Genomic DNA, 19373 nt, shown 5'->3' with positions numbered 1-19373 from the left:
ACATGTTTTTACACAAATATAACGCACGCGATTTCGGCAGCCTCTATATCACAGCAGATGAGGAGGCCCTGACTGGCATTTACCTTGATGAGGAAGAAATGCTTCAGGCTTTACAAAATCAGGAAGCTGTATGGGAACCCCATCCTATATTGATGGAGCTGTCCAGGATGCTGGATTCCTATTTCTCGGGTGAAGACATTTCGTTTGAACTCCCGCTGAAAATAACAGGGACTCCTTTTCAGAAACAGGTATGGGAGTATATGAAAACCATTCCTTATGGTGAAACCAGATCTTACAGTGACACCGCAGCGGCAGTAGGCAGTCCGAAAGCAGTCAGGGCTGTAGGGCAGGCCAGCAGAAGAAATCCTTTTCCGATCGTTGTGCCCTGCCATAGAATAATTGGGAAAAACGGGGCACTGACCGGATACTCAGGCAGCAAGACCAATCTAAAGGAAATCCTGCTCGGACTTGAGTCGAGGCAATAAGAGGGAGGCTGGCCAGAGGGCCAGCCTCTTTTCTGTTTTGGGATGACGGTCAGGATCACAGATGTAATTTGGATCAAATAATAAAAAAGAAAAGACTTCAGATAAGCCTGTCATTACGAGGGCTCGTCTGCAGCCTGAAGTGAGTTTTTAGGAAAACAGAACCTTCTGGATGTTCTCTGTAAAATCCTTATAAATGATGCCTTTTTCTGTGATGATGCCTGTAATCAGCTCTCCCGGTGTTATATCGAACGCTGGATTGAACACACCTACATGTTCTGGTGCTATCCTCGTTCCGCCGATATGGGTGATTTCTTCCTCTTTCCGTTCCTCGATTGGTATCTCGAGGCCGGAATCTAAGGTCAGATCAAAGGTGCTTGAAGGAGCGGCAACATAAAACGGGATATTAAAATGTCTAGCAAGTACGGCAAGCCCAAAGGTGCCAATCTTATTTGCTGTATCTCCGTTTGCCGCAATCCTGTCCGCTCCGACGATGATGGCATTGACGCCTTTTGTCTTTATCGTATGGGCGGCCATATTATCTGTGATAAGAGTAACGTCTACACCAGCCTGCATCAGCTCCCACGCGGTCAGCCTTGATCCCTGGAGGACCGGCCTTGTTTCACAGGCAAATACTTTTAGAGATATATCTTTCTCTCCTGCAAGATGAAAGGGGGCAAGAGCTGTTCCGTATCTAGCCGTTGCAATGCCCCCGGCATTGCAGATGGTCATGATGGTGTCGCCCGTTTTAAACAGGGATAGCCCGTATTCCCCGATCTGCCGGCAGGTTGCTTCGTCCTCGGAATAGATTTTCAATGCTTCATGGACGAGATTGGTTTTTGCTTCATTTACACTTACCGAGGCAGTTAATTCAGCCTCCATCCGGTTTAAAGCCCAAAAGAGATTGACTGCAGTGGGCCGGGATCCTGCCAGATATGTGATCGCTTCTTTGATTTCTGATTTAAAGCTTTCGGCATCTTCCGTTGTACTGTTGACGGCGGCAAGTGCGGTGCCAAAGGCGGCGGTAATTCCAATGGCGGGAGCCCCGCGGACTTTCAATGTGACAATGCTGTCATAAACGTCTTCTAATGTATAAAGCTCTAAAAATTCTGTTTTTAATGGAAGCTCCTGCTGATTCAATATGGTGATATGTGTATCATTCCACTGGATGGAACAGGGAAGTGCTTGTGAATGGTACTGCATGTATAATCTCCTCTCGTCTTACGATAAGCTTGCTGCCTGGAGCCTGCTTTTTACTATCTGGATGAATCGGTCAAATTGAGTTCCGGATTTACGTTCGAGGATCAATGCCCTTCCTAGTTGAATGGCTGTTTTCTTTGCGGCGAAACGATCATTTTCTGAAGGAATCCCATCGAGATCCTTAACATGGGAAAGACCGATCGTTCTTCTAATCAGTTCACAGCCTGCAAATCCAAGGGAGTCTGAGTAAGTTTTATCCAGCACGTATTGAAGATAGCCGGTTGTTTTACAGTAGGCCTCATTTCCTTCTTCCCAAAGTCTTGAAAATTCTCTGTTAAAAACCGTCCAGACTTCTTCCAAATGAGAATATATTTCCTCCCTTGATTCTTCATCTCTTGAGACAATCTGAAATAAAAGATTGGCCAGATATTGACCTAGGTCAAAGCCTGCCGGACCATAAAAAGCAAATTCAGGATCAATGACCTTTGTCTCAGTACTGCCAGCAAAAATGCTTCCTGTATGCAGATCGCCATGAAGAAGCACTTCTTGTTCGGTCATGAAGCTTTTCTTCAGCTTTGCAGCTTCCAGTTTAAGCTCCTCGTCCTTCCATAAGCGTTCAACTTCCTCTGTCAGGAAGTTCTCAAAATCGTTGGTATCTGCATCAAAGAAAGGATCGGTAAAAACAAGATCTTCCGTGATTTTGCATAGTTCAGGATTGGTGAACTGCTTTGCAAATTCTTTTTTCTTGCCTGGATCCAGGTAGTAATCGGACGTATAAAAAAAGGTTTTTGCCAGGTATTCTCCTATGTGCTTAGAAAGCTGCGGGAATTTCTTGCCCTCGATCAATCCGCTCCTTGCAATGTCCAAATGGGATAAGTCCTCCATGACTGTAACGGCAAGCTGTTCATCCGAGTAATACACCTCAGGGACAAGCTCAGGACAGAAGCTTGCAAAGATTTTTAAAGCATTTGCTTCAATTACCGCACGTTTCAAGGTAAGCGGCCAGCTTTCCCCAACCACCTTGGCATAGGGCAGGGCCTGCTTGATAATGATCCCTTTATTGGTTTTGTGGTCTTTGATATGAAACACATAATTTAAATTTCCATCCCCGATTTCATTGCATGTGAGAGCACTGCCTTCTTCAAATAATCCGAGCCGGTTTGCCAAAGCTATCGCTGAGCCTTCTGTTAATGGCTGATATGTTTGCTGTATCGTTTCACTCATTAGAAATGCCTCCCGATAAAAAAGTAGTCGTATTTTTATAGTCCAATAGCCTGGAAAGTAAAAAGGCCTCTTTCTCACAGAGAAAGAGGCCTGAAGTCAGCAGCTTCACACCTCTTATCTGCCAGAAAACAACTTTCTGGAGGAATTAGCACCGTGCCTTACGAAGATCAGGCGAGAATCGAATCTCGCCCCATTTCACAATGGTATTACGGTCGGTTGCTGGGCTTCATCGGGCCATATCCCTCAGCCTGCTCTTGATAAGAGAACAATTCATGTAATTTTTCAAGTTCGTACTGAATCATAACAATTTTAAAAATATTTTGTCAACCTAAAAATTAAAATATCTAAAATTATTTTGACTAGTCTAAGTTTTTGGTCTTAAACGCTTTTTAACCTTTACAACCAAGTAGTTAAGAGATATCATTTGTGACTGAAATAATCTTCGGGAAGAAGGGAAATGGAATGCACTTTGAAAAATCCCAGCTATTAAAGACGCTGCCTAAACAATTTTTTGCTTCGCTTGTAGAAAAGGTTGGCAATATATCGGCTATGGGGCATGATGTGATCAACCTTGGCCAGGGAAATCCCGATCAGCCTACTCCTGGACACATTGTGAAAAGACTTCAGGAAGCTGCCGAAAAGCCGCTTAATCATAAATATTCCCCATTCAAGGGCCACCAATATCTTAAGGATGCTGCTGCTGAATATTACCGCCGTGAATATGGCGTCAACATAGACCCGAATACGGAGGTAGCCATACTGTTTGGCGGAAAAGCAGGGCTTGTAGAACTGCCTCAGTGCCTTTTGAATCCAGGAGATACGATCCTGGTTCCAGACCCTGGCTATCCGGATTACTGGTCTGGGGTTGCCATGGCTCAGGCAGTCATGGAATACATGCCGCTGACAGAAGAAAATGAGTTTCTTCCAGATTATCCATCAATCGGAGAGGAAGCGCTTCAAAGGGCAAAGCTGATGTTTTTGAATTATCCCAATAACCCAACCGGCGGAACAGCCACCAAGGAGTTTTTCGATGAAACCATAGCCGTGGCGAAAAAACATTCCATCTGTGTGGTCCATGACTTTGCATATGGCGCCATTGGTTTTGATGGGAATAAACCGGTAAGCTTCCTTGAGGCAGAAGGCGCAAAGGAAGTCGGCATAGAAATTTACACTCTCTCTAAAACGTATAATATGGCAGGCTGGAGAGTGGGCTTTGCGGTTGGAAATAAAAGTGTGATAGAAGCCATTGAGCTGATCCAGGATCATCTGTATGTCAGCTTATTTCCAGCCATTCAGGAAGCTGCTGCCACTGCCCTCCTGGAATCTCAGGCGTGTGTGGATGAGTTGGTACAGACCTACGAATCCAGAAGGAATGTATTGATTGAGGGACTCAAGGAAATCGGCTGGGAAGTAACGGCTCCCAAAGGTTCCTTCTTCGCCTGGCTTAAAGTTCCTGAAGGCTATTCATCCCAGGAGTTTGCAGATTATCTGCTGGAGCATGCCCATGTAGCCGTTGCTCCCGGCATTGGCTTCGGTCAATATGGAGAAGGCTATGTCCGTACAGGACTGCTCACATCCGAAGATAGATTGAAAGAAGCTGTCAGACGGATTAAAGAGTTGAATCTCTTTTAAGAAAATATAATCCAGCAAAAATAGTACGAAATTTTTGAATTGACAACCACAAGCTTTACTGTCATAATCCTAATTAATTTGTGTGATTAACTGAAAATAAAAAACTTTTTATATACTTTATATGCAGATTCTTATTAAGAGCAGGTGGAGGGGACTAGCCCGATGAAGCCCGGCAACCGACCGTAATTCCATTGTGAAATGGGGCGAAAAAATTCGCTGGATGATTCCAAAAGGCACGGTGCTAATTCTGGCAGCCCAATGGCTGAGAGATAAGAAGATGGTGGGATAAGCCTCTTCTTATGAAGAGGTTTTTTTATTCGCCTGAAAGATGGATACATGAATTTGGTCTGATGGGTTAGGAGATGTTTGAATGAGTGAAGTAATAGCTACATACCTCTTGCACGATCCTTTGGGGAATCCTGAGAAAAAAGCAGAGGGAATCGCACTGGGATTAACGATCGGCACATGGACCGGCCTGCCTTCCCTTGAGCAGGAACAACTGAAAAAGCATAAAGGAAGAGTGGTTTCTGTTCAGAAGCTTGAGGACCAGGAAACGATAAATTCCTATTTTGGCAGGAAGATGCACCGCTCCCTTGTGAAAATTGCCTACCCGGCAGTGAATTTTTCCAGTGATCTTCCAGCGATTCTGACGACTGTCTTTGGAAAGCTCTCCCTTGACGGAGAAATCAAACTTTTGGATTTGGAACTGACAGGGGCCCTTAAACAGGCTTTTCCGGGACCTCGATTTGGGATTGAGGGAATCAGGGACATATTGGATGTCCATGGACGCCCGCTCGTCATGAGTATTTTTAAAGGTGTAATCGGCAAGGATCTGGATTTTCTGGAAAAACAGCTAAGAGGACAGGCGCTTGGCGGAGTCGATCTTGTAAAGGATGATGAAATCCTTTTTGATAATGATCTTACACCTTTTTCAGAAAGAATTAAGCTCAGCGGGAAAATCTTAAAGAGCGTATACGGGGAAACAGGCCATAGGACGTTATACGCTGTCAATCTCACAGGGCACACCTATGAATTAAGAGATAAGGCCAGAAGAGCAAGAGAAGCGGGGGCGGACGCCTTATTATTCAATGTCTTTTCCTATGGACTGGATGTCCTGCAGGCACTAAGGGAGGACAGAGATATCGGCCTTCCTCTCATGGCACATCCAGCTTTCAGCGGGGGCCTGGCGTCATCAAAGGTTTATGGAGTCTCAAGTCCTCTATTGCTTGGGAAGCTTGTCCGCTATGCAGGAGCAGATTTTTCTTTATTTCCTTCTCCATATGGAAATGTAGCCATACCGAAGGCTGATGCACTGGAAATCCGAAAGAATCTTACAGAAGAAGAAGCGGAGTGGAAGAAGACTTTCCCTGTTCCTTCCGCAGGTATCCATCCAGGCATGGTTCCTGACCTGTTCGCTGATTTTGGCGTCGACAGCATCATCAATGCAGGAGGGGGGGTCCATGGGCATCCAGATGGCGCTGAAGGGGGAGGTAAAGCGTTCCGACAGGCAGTAGATGCTGTCCTGAACCATCAGTCTCTTTGGGATTATGCAGACCATCATCGTGAATTAAAGAAAGCGCTTGAGCTTTGGGGAGGTGTCCCTTCAACAAAATGAAGCCCATTATCTTTTGTGACTTTGACGGAACCATAACCAATTCCGATAATATCATTTCCATCATGAAGGCGTTTGGCCCTGAGGGGTGGGAATCCCTGAAGGATCAGGTACTGAATAAGGAAATTCCGATTTCTGAAGGAGTAGGGAAAATGTTCTCGCTGCTAAAGAGCAGCCAAAAGCAGGAAATCATAGACTTTGCAGTAAATCATTCTGAGATTAGGCAGGGATTCAAGGAGTTTGTGGATTTTGCGGAAGAACATCGTATTCCTTTCTTTGTAGTAAGCGGCGGGATTGACTTTTTTGTAGAACCGATGCTTAAGGATTTTATCCCCATGGAAAAGGTTTACTGCAATAAAGGTAATTTCAATAACGAATTCATACAGATTGAATGGCCGCATTCCTGTGACGAGCTATGCCATAATAACTGCGGATGCTGCAAGCCCTCTATTATGAGGAGTATTGGCAGCCGTTATGACTATAAAATTGTCATCGGCGATTCCATAACCGATCTGGAAGCAGCCAAAAAGGCTGATCTAGTAATCGCGAGGGACTTTTTAATAGAGAAGTGTCAAGAAGAAGGAATTCCCTATAAACCTTTTTCAACCTTTAATGATTGTATCAAAATATTGGAAGATGAGCTGGGGGTGAGAGCGTGACCGTTTATGAGGAAAGATGGGAGGAGCTCGCTGATATAAAGGATGAACTGGCCGTAAGAGATTGGTTTATGGGCACAAGCGGGAATCTATCCATACGGGTCTCTGAAGATCGTTTCTTAGTTACCGCAAGCGGAAAAGATAAGCGGAAAAGAACCAGGGAGGATTTTCTGCTTGTAGATCCGGATGGGAATCCTTCCGAAGAGACTCATTTAAAGCCCTCTGCGGAGACATTGCTGCACTCGGCCATTTACAAGCGGACTTCTGCCGGCTGTGTTCTCCATGTCCACACAACTGAAAATAATGTCATTTCTGAGCTCTATGGTGACGAAGGAGAAGTTGTATTTAAAGGCCAGGAGCTTATAAAGGCGTTCGGAAGATGGGAACAGGATGCTGAATTGCATATCCCGATCATCTTCAATTCAGCGTACATTCCTGCGCTGACCGAAGATTTTATTCCGTATATCACGGAAGATTCAGGCGCCGTCTTGATACGAAATCATGGTATTACAGTCTGGGGAAAGAACGGCTTTGAAGCAAAAAAGCTCCTTGAGGCCGCTGAATTTCTATTCAGGTATCAGCTGCTGCTGGACCAAAGCAGGTTCACCCGGACTTTTAATCAAAATATAGAAATCAAAAACTAGGAGGAAGAAAGATGGCAACTATCACGATTCATGGTTCACAAGAAGAGATCACTAATAAGGAAAGCGTGATTGAGTTTTTGGATCAGCAGACTGTTATTTATGAAGAATGGGATATCACTAAACTTCCTGAAAGCTTAAGAGAAAAGTATGATTTGACTGACGAAGTAAAAGGGCAGATCCTGGATGCTTTTAAGGCTGAAATCGCGGATATTTCAGAGCGCCGCGGCTACCAGGCACAGGATGTGATCTCCCTCTCTGACAGCACGCCCAATCTTGATCAGATGTTGACCAACTTTAAGCAGGAGCATCACCATTCAGATGATGAAGTGCGCTTCATTGTCAGCGGTCACGGCCTGTTTGCGATTGAAGGAAAAGACGGAGTCTGGTTTGATGTGAATCTAAGTCCTGGCGATCTTATCAGTGTACCAGTCAATACACGCCACTATTTCACTTTGCAGGAAGATAGAAAGGTAGTAGCTGTCCGTATTTTTGTAACCAGTGAAGGATGGGTTCCAATCTACGATAAAGAAGAGCTTAAGGCTTAAAACTTTAAACGCAGCAAGGCTGGCCATCCAGTAACCCATATTCAGGGGTTATGCTAAATGGCCAGCCTTTTTAGTTTGCATTATAGAAATTGCCTTCATCCTCAAGAAGTATGCCCCTGAGTTTTCTTCCATTGCTGGAACCGATTTAAATCCGGATCCATTTGACTCACTATGAACCCCAGCACTGCTGCATCGTCCAGAATCCCTAAACCGAACAAGAAATCTGGAATGAAATCAATAGGAGAAACAAAGTAAATGATTCCAATCACAATCATCAGAAGAGAACGGTAGGGTATATCCCGATACCTGCCTGTTGACCAGGCTTTTACAAGTTCAAATAATAGCTGCAGCCTGGTCCAGACTCCTTTTAGTGAAAGCTCGTTTTTTCCAGCCTTTCTTAATGCCCTGGCTAAAAGACCGCTGCCTTTACCATTACTTTTAATATACCGATCCGCCTGGCCTCTAAACAATCGGTAAGCAATCTTCGTGAAAAGCCATCTTCTTAACATATTTCCACCTCTTTTCCGAGATAGTTTACCACCTATCCTCCAAAAACAAACAACTAGGCTGCTGTCGAAGTGGTGATCTGGAAGGGAAATACATGAAATTTTTAGCTTCTTTTGTCTAGTATTGCGATTCTATTTACTTATGGCTGGAAACTTGGCATAATGCTATAGTGTTATATTAATTTAAAAGTCATTTTTTAAACGAAGTTAAAAAAATTTGAATGTACATAAATTCAATGTTGTTCATTAAATATAGTTATATCAAACATAGGGAGGCAGGAAAGTTAATCATGGACTCTACCGAGATTAAAAACATGCAGAAATTGATCCAGCTTAAAAGACAGGATATGATGAATTCTGCCAGAGTGCACGGATTAACTCATTTACAGACCATTCAATACAGCCAGGAATTAGATGAGCTAATCAATGTATATCTCTCCGTCAAAAATACACAAAAAAAAGAAGTTAAATATTCTATGGAAAACATGATTGTCATATTTCAGCAGTCGTTTTCGGATATGGAACTAATCTAAAAAACCTTGTTAAAATGCGCAAGGTTTTTTGTCATGTGCTAAACCTGCAGGAGAAGCATAAACAATTGAATAAAAAGAACTACATTTTGTTTTTAAAATAGCGGTCCGCTCTTCCGTCTGTCTTTTTCTTTATTGCACTTTTCCTTTCCTTATGTCTAAAATATTGGATAAAAGCTTTTACATAGTGGGTGATAGGATGAGAATAGATGAAACGGACCGGAATATTCTGGCGCTGCTGACGGAGAACGCCAGGATGTCCTATGCGGATATCGGCAAGGAGCTCAAGCTCTCCAGGGTCGCTGTCAGAGAAAGAGTCAACCGGATGGAAGAGCTGGGGGTCATAGAAAAATTCAGTGTGGTCATTAATTCAGAGGCAGTAGGCCAGAAGGTATCCGCGTTTTTTGAAGTGGACTGTGAACCGGCCTTTTTAGTGTCGGTAGCCGAAAGCCTCGCTAATAATCCAAGTGTGGCCAGCTGCTATCAAATGACCGGACCAAGTACCCTTCACATGCACGTGCTTGTAGAAGATTTTGCCTCACTCGAAAAATTCATCAATAATGAGCTTTATGCGGTAGAAGGAATATCCCGGGTGGAAAGCCAGATTATGCTTAGGCGCTTTAAAAGCCGGACAGGATTAAAATTATAGGGTTGGTTTGTGAGCCAAAAAAAGATATATAGCAAGAAAGCCTGGCCGCCGGCCAGGTTTTTTTATGTAGAAAAATTACATGTAAATAGAATAGAACAAATTACCCAGCTGATATTCATATTACAAAAAAACTAAAATTCCAACAAATTAATTATAGACAATTTTCTGAATATATATTAAAATCTAAAAATATAAATTCCGTTTGTAAAACAAAATAACTTTTTTGCTTAACAAACGGAAGTAATAGTCTTCTTTTAATGCTATTTGAAAAGGAGATGTTAGATTATTTGACTATTTATCTTGAAAGGGAGGGAGTTAAAAAGTGGCTGGTCTGATTATAAGGAGGGTTTTGCAGCTCATCCTGCTCTTATTGGGTATTTCATTTATTGTCTTTTTGAGCATGCATATTGCCCCGGGTGATCCGGCCGATATCATTGGCGGGCCGACAGCAAGTAAAGAGGATATTGAGGGAATCCGGGAAAGTCTCGGATTGAACGAGCCGCTTATGGTTCAGTATTTTGATTATCTGAAGGGTGTTATACACGGGGACTTTGGATTTTCCTTCCAAACCAAGGAGTCTGTCTCAGAAGCTCTTCTAAGCAGGTTTCCCAATACATTAAATCTAGCGATTGCCAGCATCATCGTAGCTATTGTGATCGGGGTTACTGCAGGGATCATTTCGGCACTTAAGCATAATTCCTGGTTTGATGGTGCGGCTACCGTCATATCCCTGGCCGGTATTTCTATACCGAACTTTTGGCTGGGAGCCATATTGATTCTGGTTTTTGCCGTCAATCTCCAATGGTTTCCGGTAGGAGGTCTAACCGAACCATTTTGGACCGTTGAAGGCATGAAGCAGCTCATCCTGCCGGCTATCACGCTTGGAACAGGATCTGCAGCCATGATTGCGAGAATGAGCAGGTCGGCCATGCTTGAAGTAATTAGGGCGGATTATGTACGGACTGCCCGTGCCAAAGGAGTAAAAGAGAAAACTGTCATCATGGTGCACTGCCTGCGTAATGCGATGATTCCAGTCATTACGGTCATAGGCTTGAATTTTGGATTTCTCTTGGGCGGAACCATTATCACCGAGCAGGTCTTTGCCATAAATGGTGTCGGCCGGCTGATGATTGAATCCATTGCTGCTAGAGATTTCCCTATGGTGCAGGGAGCCGTCCTTCTTGTTGCAACGCTGTTTGTTCTGGTTAACCTGGTGGTTGATATTGTATATGCACTTATTGACCCAAGGATCGGCTTTGAATAATGAATGTAAGGAAAGATCGGACTTACACCTGAAAAGGAGGAAACATAATGCCTGCTGAGACAGCGACAAAAGAGCTTATCCTTCCTGCCAAAAAGAAGGAATGGGAGATAGGCAGGATATTTAAGCGTCTTATCAAGAATAAAGCGGCAGTGATCGGGCTGATCATCATCATCCTGCAGATCGTCCTGGCTGTATTCGCTCCGGCCTTTGCTGCGCATAATCCGGTTAAACAGGATCTTTCCCTGGCAGAACTTCCGCCTGGAACAGATGGCCATTGGCTTGGTACCGATAATTACGGACGGGATATGTGGAGCAGGCTGGTCTATGGAGCAAGGATTTCCCTATTTGTAGGAATTGGGGCCGTAGCATTGGGGCTGGCCGGCGGAATCACCCTGGGATTATTATCGGGGTATTATAGAAAACTTGATGGGATTATCATGAGATTTGTAGATTTATTATTTGCTTTTCCCGGTATCCTCTTGGCTATGCTGATCATCGCAATTCTAGGGACAAGCCTGCTAAATGTCGTTATTGCAATCAGCATCTGGTCCATCCCAACCTGCGCACGGATTGTAAGGGGCAGCGTTTTATCGGTTAAAAAGCAGGAATACATACTGGCCATGAAATCACTCGGAGCCAGCGACACCAGGATTTTAATCAAGCATATTCTGCCGAACTGCATGGCGCCGATCATCGTCTTCGCAACGATGAGAATGGCAACGGCCATCCTTTCAACAGCATCATTGAGCTTTCTTGGGTTAGGGGCACAGCCTCCAACACCTGAATGGGGAGCCATGATTTCGGCGGGACAGGATTTTATGTGGACGTCCCCTCATATGATTGTTATTCCCGGCATTGCCATCATGTGTGTGGTTTTCGCCTTTAACGTTGTGGGGGATGCTTTGAGGGATGCGTTAGATCCAGGCATGAATTTGGAAAATTAAACAATTAGGGAGGATAAACAATGAAAAAGAATTTTTCAGCAAAACTACTCAGCGTTCTTTTAGTTTTTGCTTTTGCTTTAGCCGGATGCAGCGGTAATTCAGCATCTAATTCAGGCGGTAAAGCAGATGCGTCACAGGAAGTTACATATGCAACCACATCCAAGGTAGTCGGACTTTCACCCATTATGACAAATGATTCAGTATCATCTGCCGTCAATGAACAAATCTATGAAACTCTTTTTTACAGGGATACAAAGACAAACGAAATTAAAGGGCTTTTAGCCGAAAAAGCAGAAACACCTGATCCCAATACATGGGTCATCACTTTGAAAAAAGGAATCAAATTCCAGGATGGCACCGAATTTAATGCTGATGCCGTTAAGTATACCTTTGATAAGATCAAGGATCCGAAAACAGCGGCCCCGCGTGCCTCACTTCTTGAACCCATCAAATCGATCGAGGTTAAAGATGAACAAACCGTCGTATTAAAAACTGCCAAGCCATACGGACCGATGCTGGCAGCGCTGACTCATTCAAATGCGGCCATTGTAAGCCCGACAGCCGATAAGAAGCAGGACTTAATGAAGGATCCAGTAGGAACCGGTCCATTCAAATTCAAAGCAAAGGAAAATGGGGAAGACATCGTGTTAGAAGCCAATAAGGATTATTGGCAGGGTGCCCCTAAGCTGAAAAAAGTGACGTATAAAGTAGTCCCAGAAATTACAACTGCTGTTTCCATGCTGCAGACAGGCAAGGTCAATTTCCTTGATGGTGTTACATCAGAGCTGATGCCCCGAGTAGAAAAATTAAAGAATGTAAGCATTGAGAAAAAGAAAGGGACTCCAGTCTACTACATGGCTTTTAACATGGAAAAAGCCCCGATGAACAATCCTGAGTTCCGCAAGGCTGTTGCTTATGCATTGGATACGAAAAGTTATGTCAAAAAACTCCGCGGTCTTGGAGTGGATTCGCGTTCATTCATTGGTCCGGAATTATTTGGCTATGATCCATCATCTGAACAAAAAGCTATTCAATATGATCCTGCCAAGGCGAAAGAAATCGTAAAAGCAAATGGATTTGATAAGCAGCAGGTCACTCTTCTTGCAGCGAATACTGCCAGCTATATGAATATGGCGGAAGTATTTCAGGCTCAGCTTGAAGAAGCGGGCATCAAAGCCAAAATTGAAACCCTTGAGTGGGGAACCTATTTGGAGGCAACCCAGAACGGCAAATTTGATATTACCGTCGCCGGATGGTCAAACGTAACGGGAGACGGCAGCGAGCTGCTGTATCCAAGACTTCATTCTGCAAATTCCGGATCCACCAATATCGGGCGCTACAAGAATCCAGAGCTGGACAAACTCATTGAAGCATCCCGTTCAACGGTTGACCAGGATGAGCGTAAAGCACTTCTTAAACAGGCAAACGAACTTGTCTTAACTGATTTACCAGTCATCCCGCTCTATCATGGTGTCGCATCCATGGCCACAGACAAATCTTTACAGGGAATTAATCTTGAACCTACCGGACAGTGGACGTTATATAAAGCGGAAAGAAAGTAGGGGGAAAAATGGAGAAGACCATTCTTGAAGTAGAAGACCTGGTGACCACTTTCAAAACAGCGGGCGGCGAAGTATCCGCCGTCCGCGGAATCTCTTTTTCTCTTAAAAAAGGAGAGACACTTTGTATTGTAGGGGAATCGGGCTGCGGAAAGAGCATTACAGCCCTCTCAATCATGGGACTTCTTGCAGCAAACGCCAAATCCCGCGGGAATGTACATTTCAATGGAAAAAACCTTCTGGAATTGAAACAGGATGAAATGAGAAAAATCCGGGGAAATGATATATCCATGATATTTCAAGAGCCTATGACAGCATTGAATCCTACATTCACAATCGGTTTTCAGTTATGCGAGCCCTTATTGATTCACAGAAATCTATCCAAGAAGGCTGCAAGGCAGAAGGGGATCGACCTTCTCAAGCAGGTGGGAATCCCCATGCCGGAGAAAAGGATGAAGCAATATCCGCATGAGCTGTCAGGAGGCATGCGGCAGAGAGTCATGATTGCGATTGCCCTGGCGTGCAGTCCCAAGCTGTTAATTGCGGATGAACCCACTACCGCCCTGGATGTAACCATTCAGGCGCAGATTTTGGATTTATTGAATGATTTGAAGGAAGAGTTCGAAACGAGTGTCATCATGATCACCCATGATATGGGGGTTGTGGCAGAGGTTGCCGACCGTGTCATCGTCATGTATGCAGGAGAAGTCATTGAGGAAGGTTCTGTTGAAGAGCTTTTCAATGACCCTCAGCATCCGTACACAAGAGGGCTTCTGGCTTCAGTACCGAATGTAGATGATCCTGAATTCAAACTAAATCCCATTCCAGGCACATTGCCTAACCTGAATGAAGAAATAAGAGGATGCCGTTTTCATCCCCGATGCCCTTTTGCCATGGAGAAATGTGTGCAGGCATCACCTGTCCAAACAAACAGGAAACAAAATCATTCAGTCAGATGCTGGCTGCAGGAGGCGGAAGCGGATGAGTACAGTAAATGTCAGCCATCAAGTGCTGTATAGCTTAAAAAATGTAAAAAAACACTACCCGATCAAAGGGGGCATCTTTAAAACAGTTAAAAACCATGTGAAGGCTGTTGATGGGATTTCCCTGGACATATACAAAGGGGAGACTCTTGGTGTTGTTGGGGAATCCGGCTGCGGGAAGTCAACACTCGGCAGGACGATTCTTGGGTTAGAATCTGCGACTGAGGGAGAAATGGTCTTTAAAGGGGAAAACATCAGCACTAAATCCCAGCGCCAGCTGAAGCCATTCAAACGTGAAATGCAGATGATCTTTCAGGATCCATATGCGTCCTTAAACCCGAAACAGCAGATCGGCCAGGCTATTGAGGAAGCCCTGATCATCCATACAGATTTATCGTCAGCAGAACGGCGGGAAAAAGTGGTACAGCTCTTAAAGGAAGTGGGACTTAAGGAAGAACATTATGAACGATATCCGCATGAATTTTCGGGAGGCCAGCGCCAGCGGATCGGCATAGCAAGGGCAATCGCGATCAATCCTTCCTTTATTGTATGCGATGAGCCTGTATCAGCTCTTGATGTCTCTGTGCAGGCCCAGGTTATCATGCTTCTTGAAGATCTGCAAAAGAAGCATGGCTTGACCTATTTATTCGTATCTCACGATCTGGGGGTAGTCCGCCATTTATGCGACAGAGTATTGGTCATGTATCTTGGTCAGATGGTGGAGCTTGCTCCTGTAGAGAGGCTGTATGAAAATCCTCTTCATCCGTATACGGAGGCCCTGATTTCGGCTATTCCACGTCCGGTTGTCGGGCAAAGGAGGGAAAGGATCCGATTAAAAGGAGATCTGCCCAGCCCGGCGGACCCGCCTGCAGGCTGTGCGTTCCATACACGCTGCCCTCTTGCAACAGAACTGTGCAGGGCAGAGAGACCGGAGTGGAGAGAGGTCGAGGAGGGGCATTTTGCGGCCTGTCATTATAGATAAATCGACTATTTTGGGGAGCCTCATCCCCAAAAATATGGGGCAGCCGATGCGAAGGCTGCCTTATTCGTTTAAAATGAATTATAAGAATTATCAAACTACACAAAATTAAGGAGATCTGTATGCCAAAATATGAATCTTTACATTATCCATATCCTTCCCAGAGGATGGAGAGCATTTCATCACGCGGGATGGTTGCTACTTCCCAGCCCCTTGCTGCCCAGGCAGGACTGGACATTTTAAAAAAGGGCGGAAATGCCATAGATGCTGCCATTGCAACAGCTGCATGCCTGACAGTAGTCGAACCTACATCTAATGGAATAGGCGGTGATGCTTTTGCGATTGTCTGGACAAAGGGTGAATTGTTTGGGCTTAATTCAAGCGGCCATGCCCCAGAAATGTTGAGCATTGAAAATGTAAAAAGCCAGGGGCATGAAGCAATGCCTAAGTTTGGACTTACACCTGTGACCGTGCCGGGGGCACCGGGGGCATGGGCTGCCCTATCCGAGCGGTTCGGGAAGCTGCCTTTAAGGGAAGTCCTGGAACCTGCCATCCAATATGCTGAGCATGGATATCCCGTTTCTCCCACTCTCGGCAAGTACTGGGGAAGAGCAGCGCGCATATTCAAGGGAATTCTTAAAGGGGAAGAATTTCAGCCCTGGTTTGATACTTTTACTGAGGATGGCAGAGCCCCGCGGCCGGGGGAAATATGGAAATTACCGGGCCATGCTGCTGCACTGAGAGAGATCGGCGAAACGAATGCAGAGTCCTTTTACCGAGGAAGACTTGCGGATCAGATAGACGAATTTTCACGCAAACATGGAGGGTTTATCAGAAAAAGCGACCTGGAATCCTTTCAGCCGGAGTGGGTAAAGCCTATCGGTGTAAATTACCGTGGCTATGATGTTTGGGAAATCCCTCCAAACGGTCAGGGTTTAGTCGCCTTGATGGCACTGAATATATTAAAAGGATTCACGTTTCAAGAAAGGGAAACGGCTGAATCGTATCATAAGCAGATTGAGGCCATGAAGCTCGCCTTTATTGACGGCAAGAAGTATATCACTCAGCGGGATAAGATGAGGCATACTACGGAAGCTTTCTTAAGTGAAGAGTATGGGGCAGTACGGAGGAATTTAATCGGCCATGAAGCGCTGGCCCCAGAACCGGGAACTCCTCCATCCGGCGGTACAGTCTATCTGTCGGCAGCGGATGCCGAAGGGAATATGGTTTCTTTTATTCAATCCAATTATATGGGCTTTGGTTCAGGTATCGTCATTCCGGGAACAGGTATTGCCCTGCAGAACCGCGGACACGATTTTTCTCTTGACCCAGATCATGATAATCAACTGGAGCCTGGAAAGAAGACATATCACACCATTATCCCGGGTTTCCTCACAAAGGACGGACAGCCGGTCGGCCCATTCGGCGTAATGGGAGGCTATATGCAGCCGCAGGGACATGTTCAGGTTATTATGAATACCATCGATTTCCACTTGAATCCGCAGGCAGCTTTAGATGCACCTAGATGGCAGTGGATAGAAGGCAAAACAGTTGAAGTAGAACGGGGAGTGCCGCATCATATAGTTGAAGAACTCACCCGCAGGGGGCATGATATTAGAGTGGCTGTTGATTCCGGCGGATTCGGCAGGGGCCAGATCATTTGGAGAGACCAGGCAAACGGAGTGCTGCGGGGAGGCACAGAGCCCCGGACGGATGGAGCCGTTGCAGTCTGGTAATATTTTTGCCTGCATGCTTCCATAGAAGGGCATACATAAAAGCCTAAAACTAAAGGATTTGATTTCATATGAAGCATTGGCATTTATTTTTAGCTTTTTTCAGATCGGGGATGCTTGGATTTGGAGGCGGACCCTCCTCTATCCCTCTCGTTCAAAAAGAAGTGGTCGGTAATTTTAAGTGGATGGATGATGAAGAGTTCGGGGATCTGCTGGCATTGGCCAATACACTGCCAGGCCCCATCGCAACGAAGCTGGCGGGCTATATCGGCTTCCGGGTAGCAGGTCCGGCAGGGCTGATTACCGCCCTGCTTGCTTCGGTTCTCCCTACCATCCTTTTAATGATCGTCCTGCTCAAATCATTATCAGCTTATAAAGAACAGACCTGGGTTCTTGGCATGACAAGAGCTGTTGTACCGGTAGTTGGCGTCATGCTCACAGTGCTGACCTGGCAATTTTTCCAGAATGGCCAAAAAGGACTGGGGTGGAAGGCGAATATCCTTCTGGCAGCCGCTAGCCTGATCATAATGGAGGTGCTTGGACTGCACCCCGGGATTTTAATTGCCATCCTTCTCGGCTGGGCTGTTTTTTCCCCGGAAAAAAAGAAAAAAGGAACAGCTGTGGAGCAGGAATCTGCTGAGAAGAGGAAGACAATATGATTTTACAATGGAAGATTTTTTTAGCATTCTTTATTCCTGGGATCTTAGGATATGGAGGCGGACCCAGTACAATCCCTCTGATTGAAAATGAAGTGGTCGATCGATATGGCTGGCTGACGGTGAAGGAATTCAGTGAGATGCTGGCACTTGGGAATTCTCTGCCCGGACCGATCGCCACTAAGATGGCGGGGTATATCGGCTATGAGGAGGGAGGAGTCTTAGGAGCAGTTACAGCTGTCTTTGCTTCTGTGGCCCCTTCGTTAATCCTGTTGATTGCTCTTGTCGGCCTATTGTATAAATTCAAGGACTCTCCAAGGGTCAAAAAAATGACTTCAATGGTGCGTCCAGCGATCGCGGTCATGCTGGGTGTGATGGCCTGTCAATTCTTTTTCGGATCTTATAAGGACATCGGCTCTATTCAGACACTCATTCTGATGGCCGCCAGCTTTTTCCTTATGGAAAAAGTCAAAGTGCATCCTGCTTTTGTCATTGTCGGTGCACTGGGGTATGGTGCCCTATTTTTGTCGTGACCGAAATATTTTCGTAAACCGCATAAGGAGGTTGTCTGATACGGGTTTTGTACCCAGTACCAGACAGCCTCCTTTTGTGTTTTTTGTCAAACTGATTAAACATACAGCTTCCTCCTCCCCATGCATATATTATTTTGGCTCGTCATATATAGAAGTAGAACTGAGCACTGCACACGTTTTAATTTAACGGATAGGAGTGATACTTCCTTTATGCATATCGTAGTCTGTGTAAAACAGGTGCCGGATACCAAAATCATTAAAATTAATCCGAAAACCAATACTCTGGACCGAAGAAGTGCACCAGCCATCTTGAACCCATACGATGCTCATGCTGTACAGGCAGCCGTAAAAGTCAAAGAAGAATACGGAGGGCTAATCTCCGTACTTTCCATGGGCCCTCCCCAGGCTGTAGAGATCATAAAAAAGAGTGTGGAAATCGGGGCGGATGGGGGGTATTTAATCACAGACAGAGCCTTTGCAGGTGCGGATACCCTGGCTACCAGCTATGCCCTTTTTAAAGCCCTGGACCGGATTTCGAAGGATAAGCCCATCGATCTCATCATTTGCGGAAAGCATGCCATCGACGGGGACACAGGCCAGGTGGGCCCGGGAATCGCCCGCAGGCTGGATATTCCTCCTATCACAAATGTCATTGAAATATCGGATATCGATCTAAAAATACGAAAAGTCAGGGTCAAACGGAAGATCATCAATGGATATGAACGGATTGAAACTGGGCTGCCATGCCTGCTGACTGTAGAAAAAGAAATTAACCCCATTGAGTATTCCCCGCTTCCCAATATGATAAGAGCAGCGCGATATCAGCCGGTGATCTGGGCAGTAAGTGACCTTGACGAAGTGGATCGAACACAGCTGGGGTTAAAAGGTTCCCCAACGATTGTCGGGAAGATGTTCACCCCCCCTAAGCCCGAGGGAGGCCATGTTCTAGAAGGTACGCCTTCAGAGCAGGCAGGACAGATCGTCGAGGTTCTGCTTAAAAATAAGGAACTTTTTTCAGTGAACTAGGTAGGGAGGGAGCTGC

20 protein-coding genes and 2 riboswitches are annotated in these 19373 nt (G+C 45.2%); of the genes, 17 read left to right on the top strand and 3 right to left on the bottom strand.

The window, feature by feature from the left end; translation table 11 throughout:
- Positions 1-2 precede the first annotated feature (2 nt).
- Positions 3-485, top strand: a complete 483-nt coding sequence (locus H539_RS0102810; protein WP_026692258.1) for a methylated-DNA--[protein]-cysteine S-methyltransferase — start codon at positions 3-5, stop codon at positions 483-485.
- A 147-nt stretch (positions 486-632) separates the two neighbouring features.
- Here H539_RS0102810 and mtnA read toward each other — a convergent pair whose 3' ends face one another.
- Together mtnA and mtnK are read right to left on the bottom strand one after the other, a co-directional pair.
- The gene (gene mtnA / locus H539_RS0102805; RefSeq protein ID WP_026692257.1) at positions 633-1685 is read right to left on the bottom strand and encodes an S-methyl-5-thioribose-1-phosphate isomerase; all 1053 of its coding nucleotides are present in this window, start codon (positions 1683-1685) and stop codon (positions 633-635) included.
- A gap of 18 nt (positions 1686-1703) precedes the next feature.
- The gene (mtnK, locus tag H539_RS0102800; RefSeq protein ID WP_026692256.1) at positions 1704-2906 is read right to left on the bottom strand and encodes an S-methyl-5-thioribose kinase; all 1203 of its coding nucleotides are present in this window, start codon (positions 2904-2906) and stop codon (positions 1704-1706) included.
- Positions 2907-3017: 111 nt separating this feature from the next.
- Positions 3018-3170: riboswitch (SAM riboswitch) on the bottom strand.
- A gap of 198 nt (positions 3171-3368) precedes the next feature.
- On the opposite strand from mtnK, the gene H539_RS0102795 reads away from it, so the two are divergent.
- The 5 genes from H539_RS0102795 (at position 3369) to H539_RS0102775 (ending at position 7995) form a co-directional block, all read left to right on the top strand.
- Positions 3369-4538, top strand: coding sequence for a pyridoxal phosphate-dependent aminotransferase (locus H539_RS0102795; RefSeq protein ID WP_026692255.1), 1170 nt, complete (start codon positions 3369-3371; stop codon positions 4536-4538).
- Between the two features lie 128 nt (positions 4539-4666).
- Positions 4667-4814, top strand: a riboswitch (SAM riboswitch).
- Between the two features lie 94 nt (positions 4815-4908).
- Entirely contained in the window at positions 4909-6153 is a 1245-nt protein-coding gene (gene mtnW, locus H539_RS0102790; RefSeq protein WP_026692254.1) for a 2,3-diketo-5-methylthiopentyl-1-phosphate enolase, read from the top strand.
- Positions 6150-6809: a 2-hydroxy-3-keto-5-methylthiopentenyl-1-phosphate phosphatase gene (locus H539_RS0102785; protein WP_026692253.1), complete on the top strand. Its 660-nt coding sequence runs from the start codon at positions 6150-6152 to the stop codon at positions 6807-6809. Before mtnW ends, H539_RS0102785 begins: the two co-directional genes overlap by 4 nt.
- The gene (locus H539_RS0102780) at positions 6806-7450 is read left to right on the top strand and encodes a methylthioribulose 1-phosphate dehydratase (protein WP_026692252.1); all 645 of its coding nucleotides are present in this window, start codon (positions 6806-6808) and stop codon (positions 7448-7450) included. The genes H539_RS0102785 and H539_RS0102780 overlap by 4 nt, the downstream gene beginning before the upstream one ends.
- A gap of 11 nt (positions 7451-7461) precedes the next feature.
- A complete protein-coding gene (locus H539_RS0102775) occupies positions 7462-7995 on the top strand; it encodes a cupin domain-containing protein (RefSeq protein ID WP_026692251.1) in 534 nt (177 codons plus the stop codon).
- Between the two features lie 101 nt (positions 7996-8096).
- Here the strand turns inward: H539_RS0102775 and H539_RS0102770 are convergent, their stop codons facing one another.
- Positions 8097-8504, bottom strand: a complete 408-nt coding sequence (locus tag H539_RS0102770; protein WP_026692250.1) for a YkvA family protein — start codon at positions 8502-8504, stop codon at positions 8097-8099.
- Between the two features lie 287 nt (positions 8505-8791).
- On the opposite strand from H539_RS0102770, the gene H539_RS0102765 reads away from it, so the two are divergent.
- From H539_RS0102765 to H539_RS0102715, 11 genes are all read left to right on the top strand, one after another.
- Positions 8792-9034, top strand: coding sequence for an aspartyl-phosphate phosphatase Spo0E family protein (locus tag H539_RS0102765; protein ID WP_035321816.1), 243 nt, complete (start codon positions 8792-8794; stop codon positions 9032-9034).
- A gap of 196 nt (positions 9035-9230) precedes the next feature.
- Entirely contained in the window at positions 9231-9680 is a 450-nt protein-coding gene (locus tag H539_RS0102760; protein ID WP_026692248.1) for an Lrp/AsnC family transcriptional regulator, read from the top strand.
- A gap of 322 nt (positions 9681-10002) precedes the next feature.
- Complete coding sequence (nikB, locus tag H539_RS0102755) at positions 10003-10944, top strand: nickel ABC transporter permease (protein ID WP_026692247.1); 942 nt, start codon at positions 10003-10005, stop codon at positions 10942-10944.
- 47 nt (positions 10945-10991) lie between these two features.
- The gene (locus H539_RS0102750; RefSeq protein ID WP_026692246.1) at positions 10992-11888 is read left to right on the top strand and encodes an ABC transporter permease; all 897 of its coding nucleotides are present in this window, start codon (positions 10992-10994) and stop codon (positions 11886-11888) included.
- A gap of 20 nt (positions 11889-11908) precedes the next feature.
- Entirely contained in the window at positions 11909-13450 is a 1542-nt protein-coding gene (locus tag H539_RS0102745) for an ABC transporter substrate-binding protein (RefSeq protein ID WP_026692245.1), read from the top strand.
- An 8-nt stretch (positions 13451-13458) separates the two neighbouring features.
- On the top strand, positions 13459-14466 hold the full coding sequence (locus tag H539_RS0102740) for an ABC transporter ATP-binding protein (RefSeq protein WP_026692244.1): 1008 nt from the start codon (positions 13459-13461) through the stop codon (positions 14464-14466).
- Positions 14429-15412, top strand: a complete 984-nt coding sequence (locus tag H539_RS0102735) for an ABC transporter ATP-binding protein (RefSeq protein WP_026692243.1) — start codon at positions 14429-14431, stop codon at positions 15410-15412. Before H539_RS0102740 ends, H539_RS0102735 begins: the two co-directional genes overlap by 38 nt.
- 119 nt (positions 15413-15531) lie before the next feature.
- Positions 15532-17145, top strand: a complete 1614-nt coding sequence (locus H539_RS0102730; RefSeq protein ID WP_026692242.1) for a gamma-glutamyltransferase family protein — start codon at positions 15532-15534, stop codon at positions 17143-17145.
- Between the two features lie 68 nt (positions 17146-17213).
- Positions 17214-17801, top strand: a complete 588-nt coding sequence (locus tag H539_RS0102725; RefSeq protein WP_026692241.1) for a chromate transporter — start codon at positions 17214-17216, stop codon at positions 17799-17801.
- On the top strand, positions 17801-18331 hold the full coding sequence (locus H539_RS0102720) for a chromate transporter (protein ID WP_026692240.1): 531 nt from the start codon (positions 17801-17803) through the stop codon (positions 18329-18331). Before H539_RS0102725 ends, H539_RS0102720 begins: the two co-directional genes overlap by 1 nt.
- 210 nt (positions 18332-18541) lie before the next feature.
- Positions 18542-19357 (top strand): electron transfer flavoprotein subunit beta/FixA family protein, encoded by an 816-nt coding sequence (locus tag H539_RS0102715; RefSeq protein ID WP_026692239.1) that lies wholly within the window; start codon positions 18542-18544, stop codon positions 19355-19357.
- Positions 19358-19373: the final 16 nt, after the last annotated feature.

This window comes from Peribacillus kribbensis DSM 17871, assembly GCF_000430765.1.
Classification (GTDB): domain Bacteria; phylum Bacillota; class Bacilli; order Bacillales; family DSM-1321; genus Paraperibacillus; species Paraperibacillus kribbensis.
The sequence above is the reverse complement of the archived record's forward strand: the minus strand, read 5'-3'. Positions and strand labels throughout refer to the sequence as shown.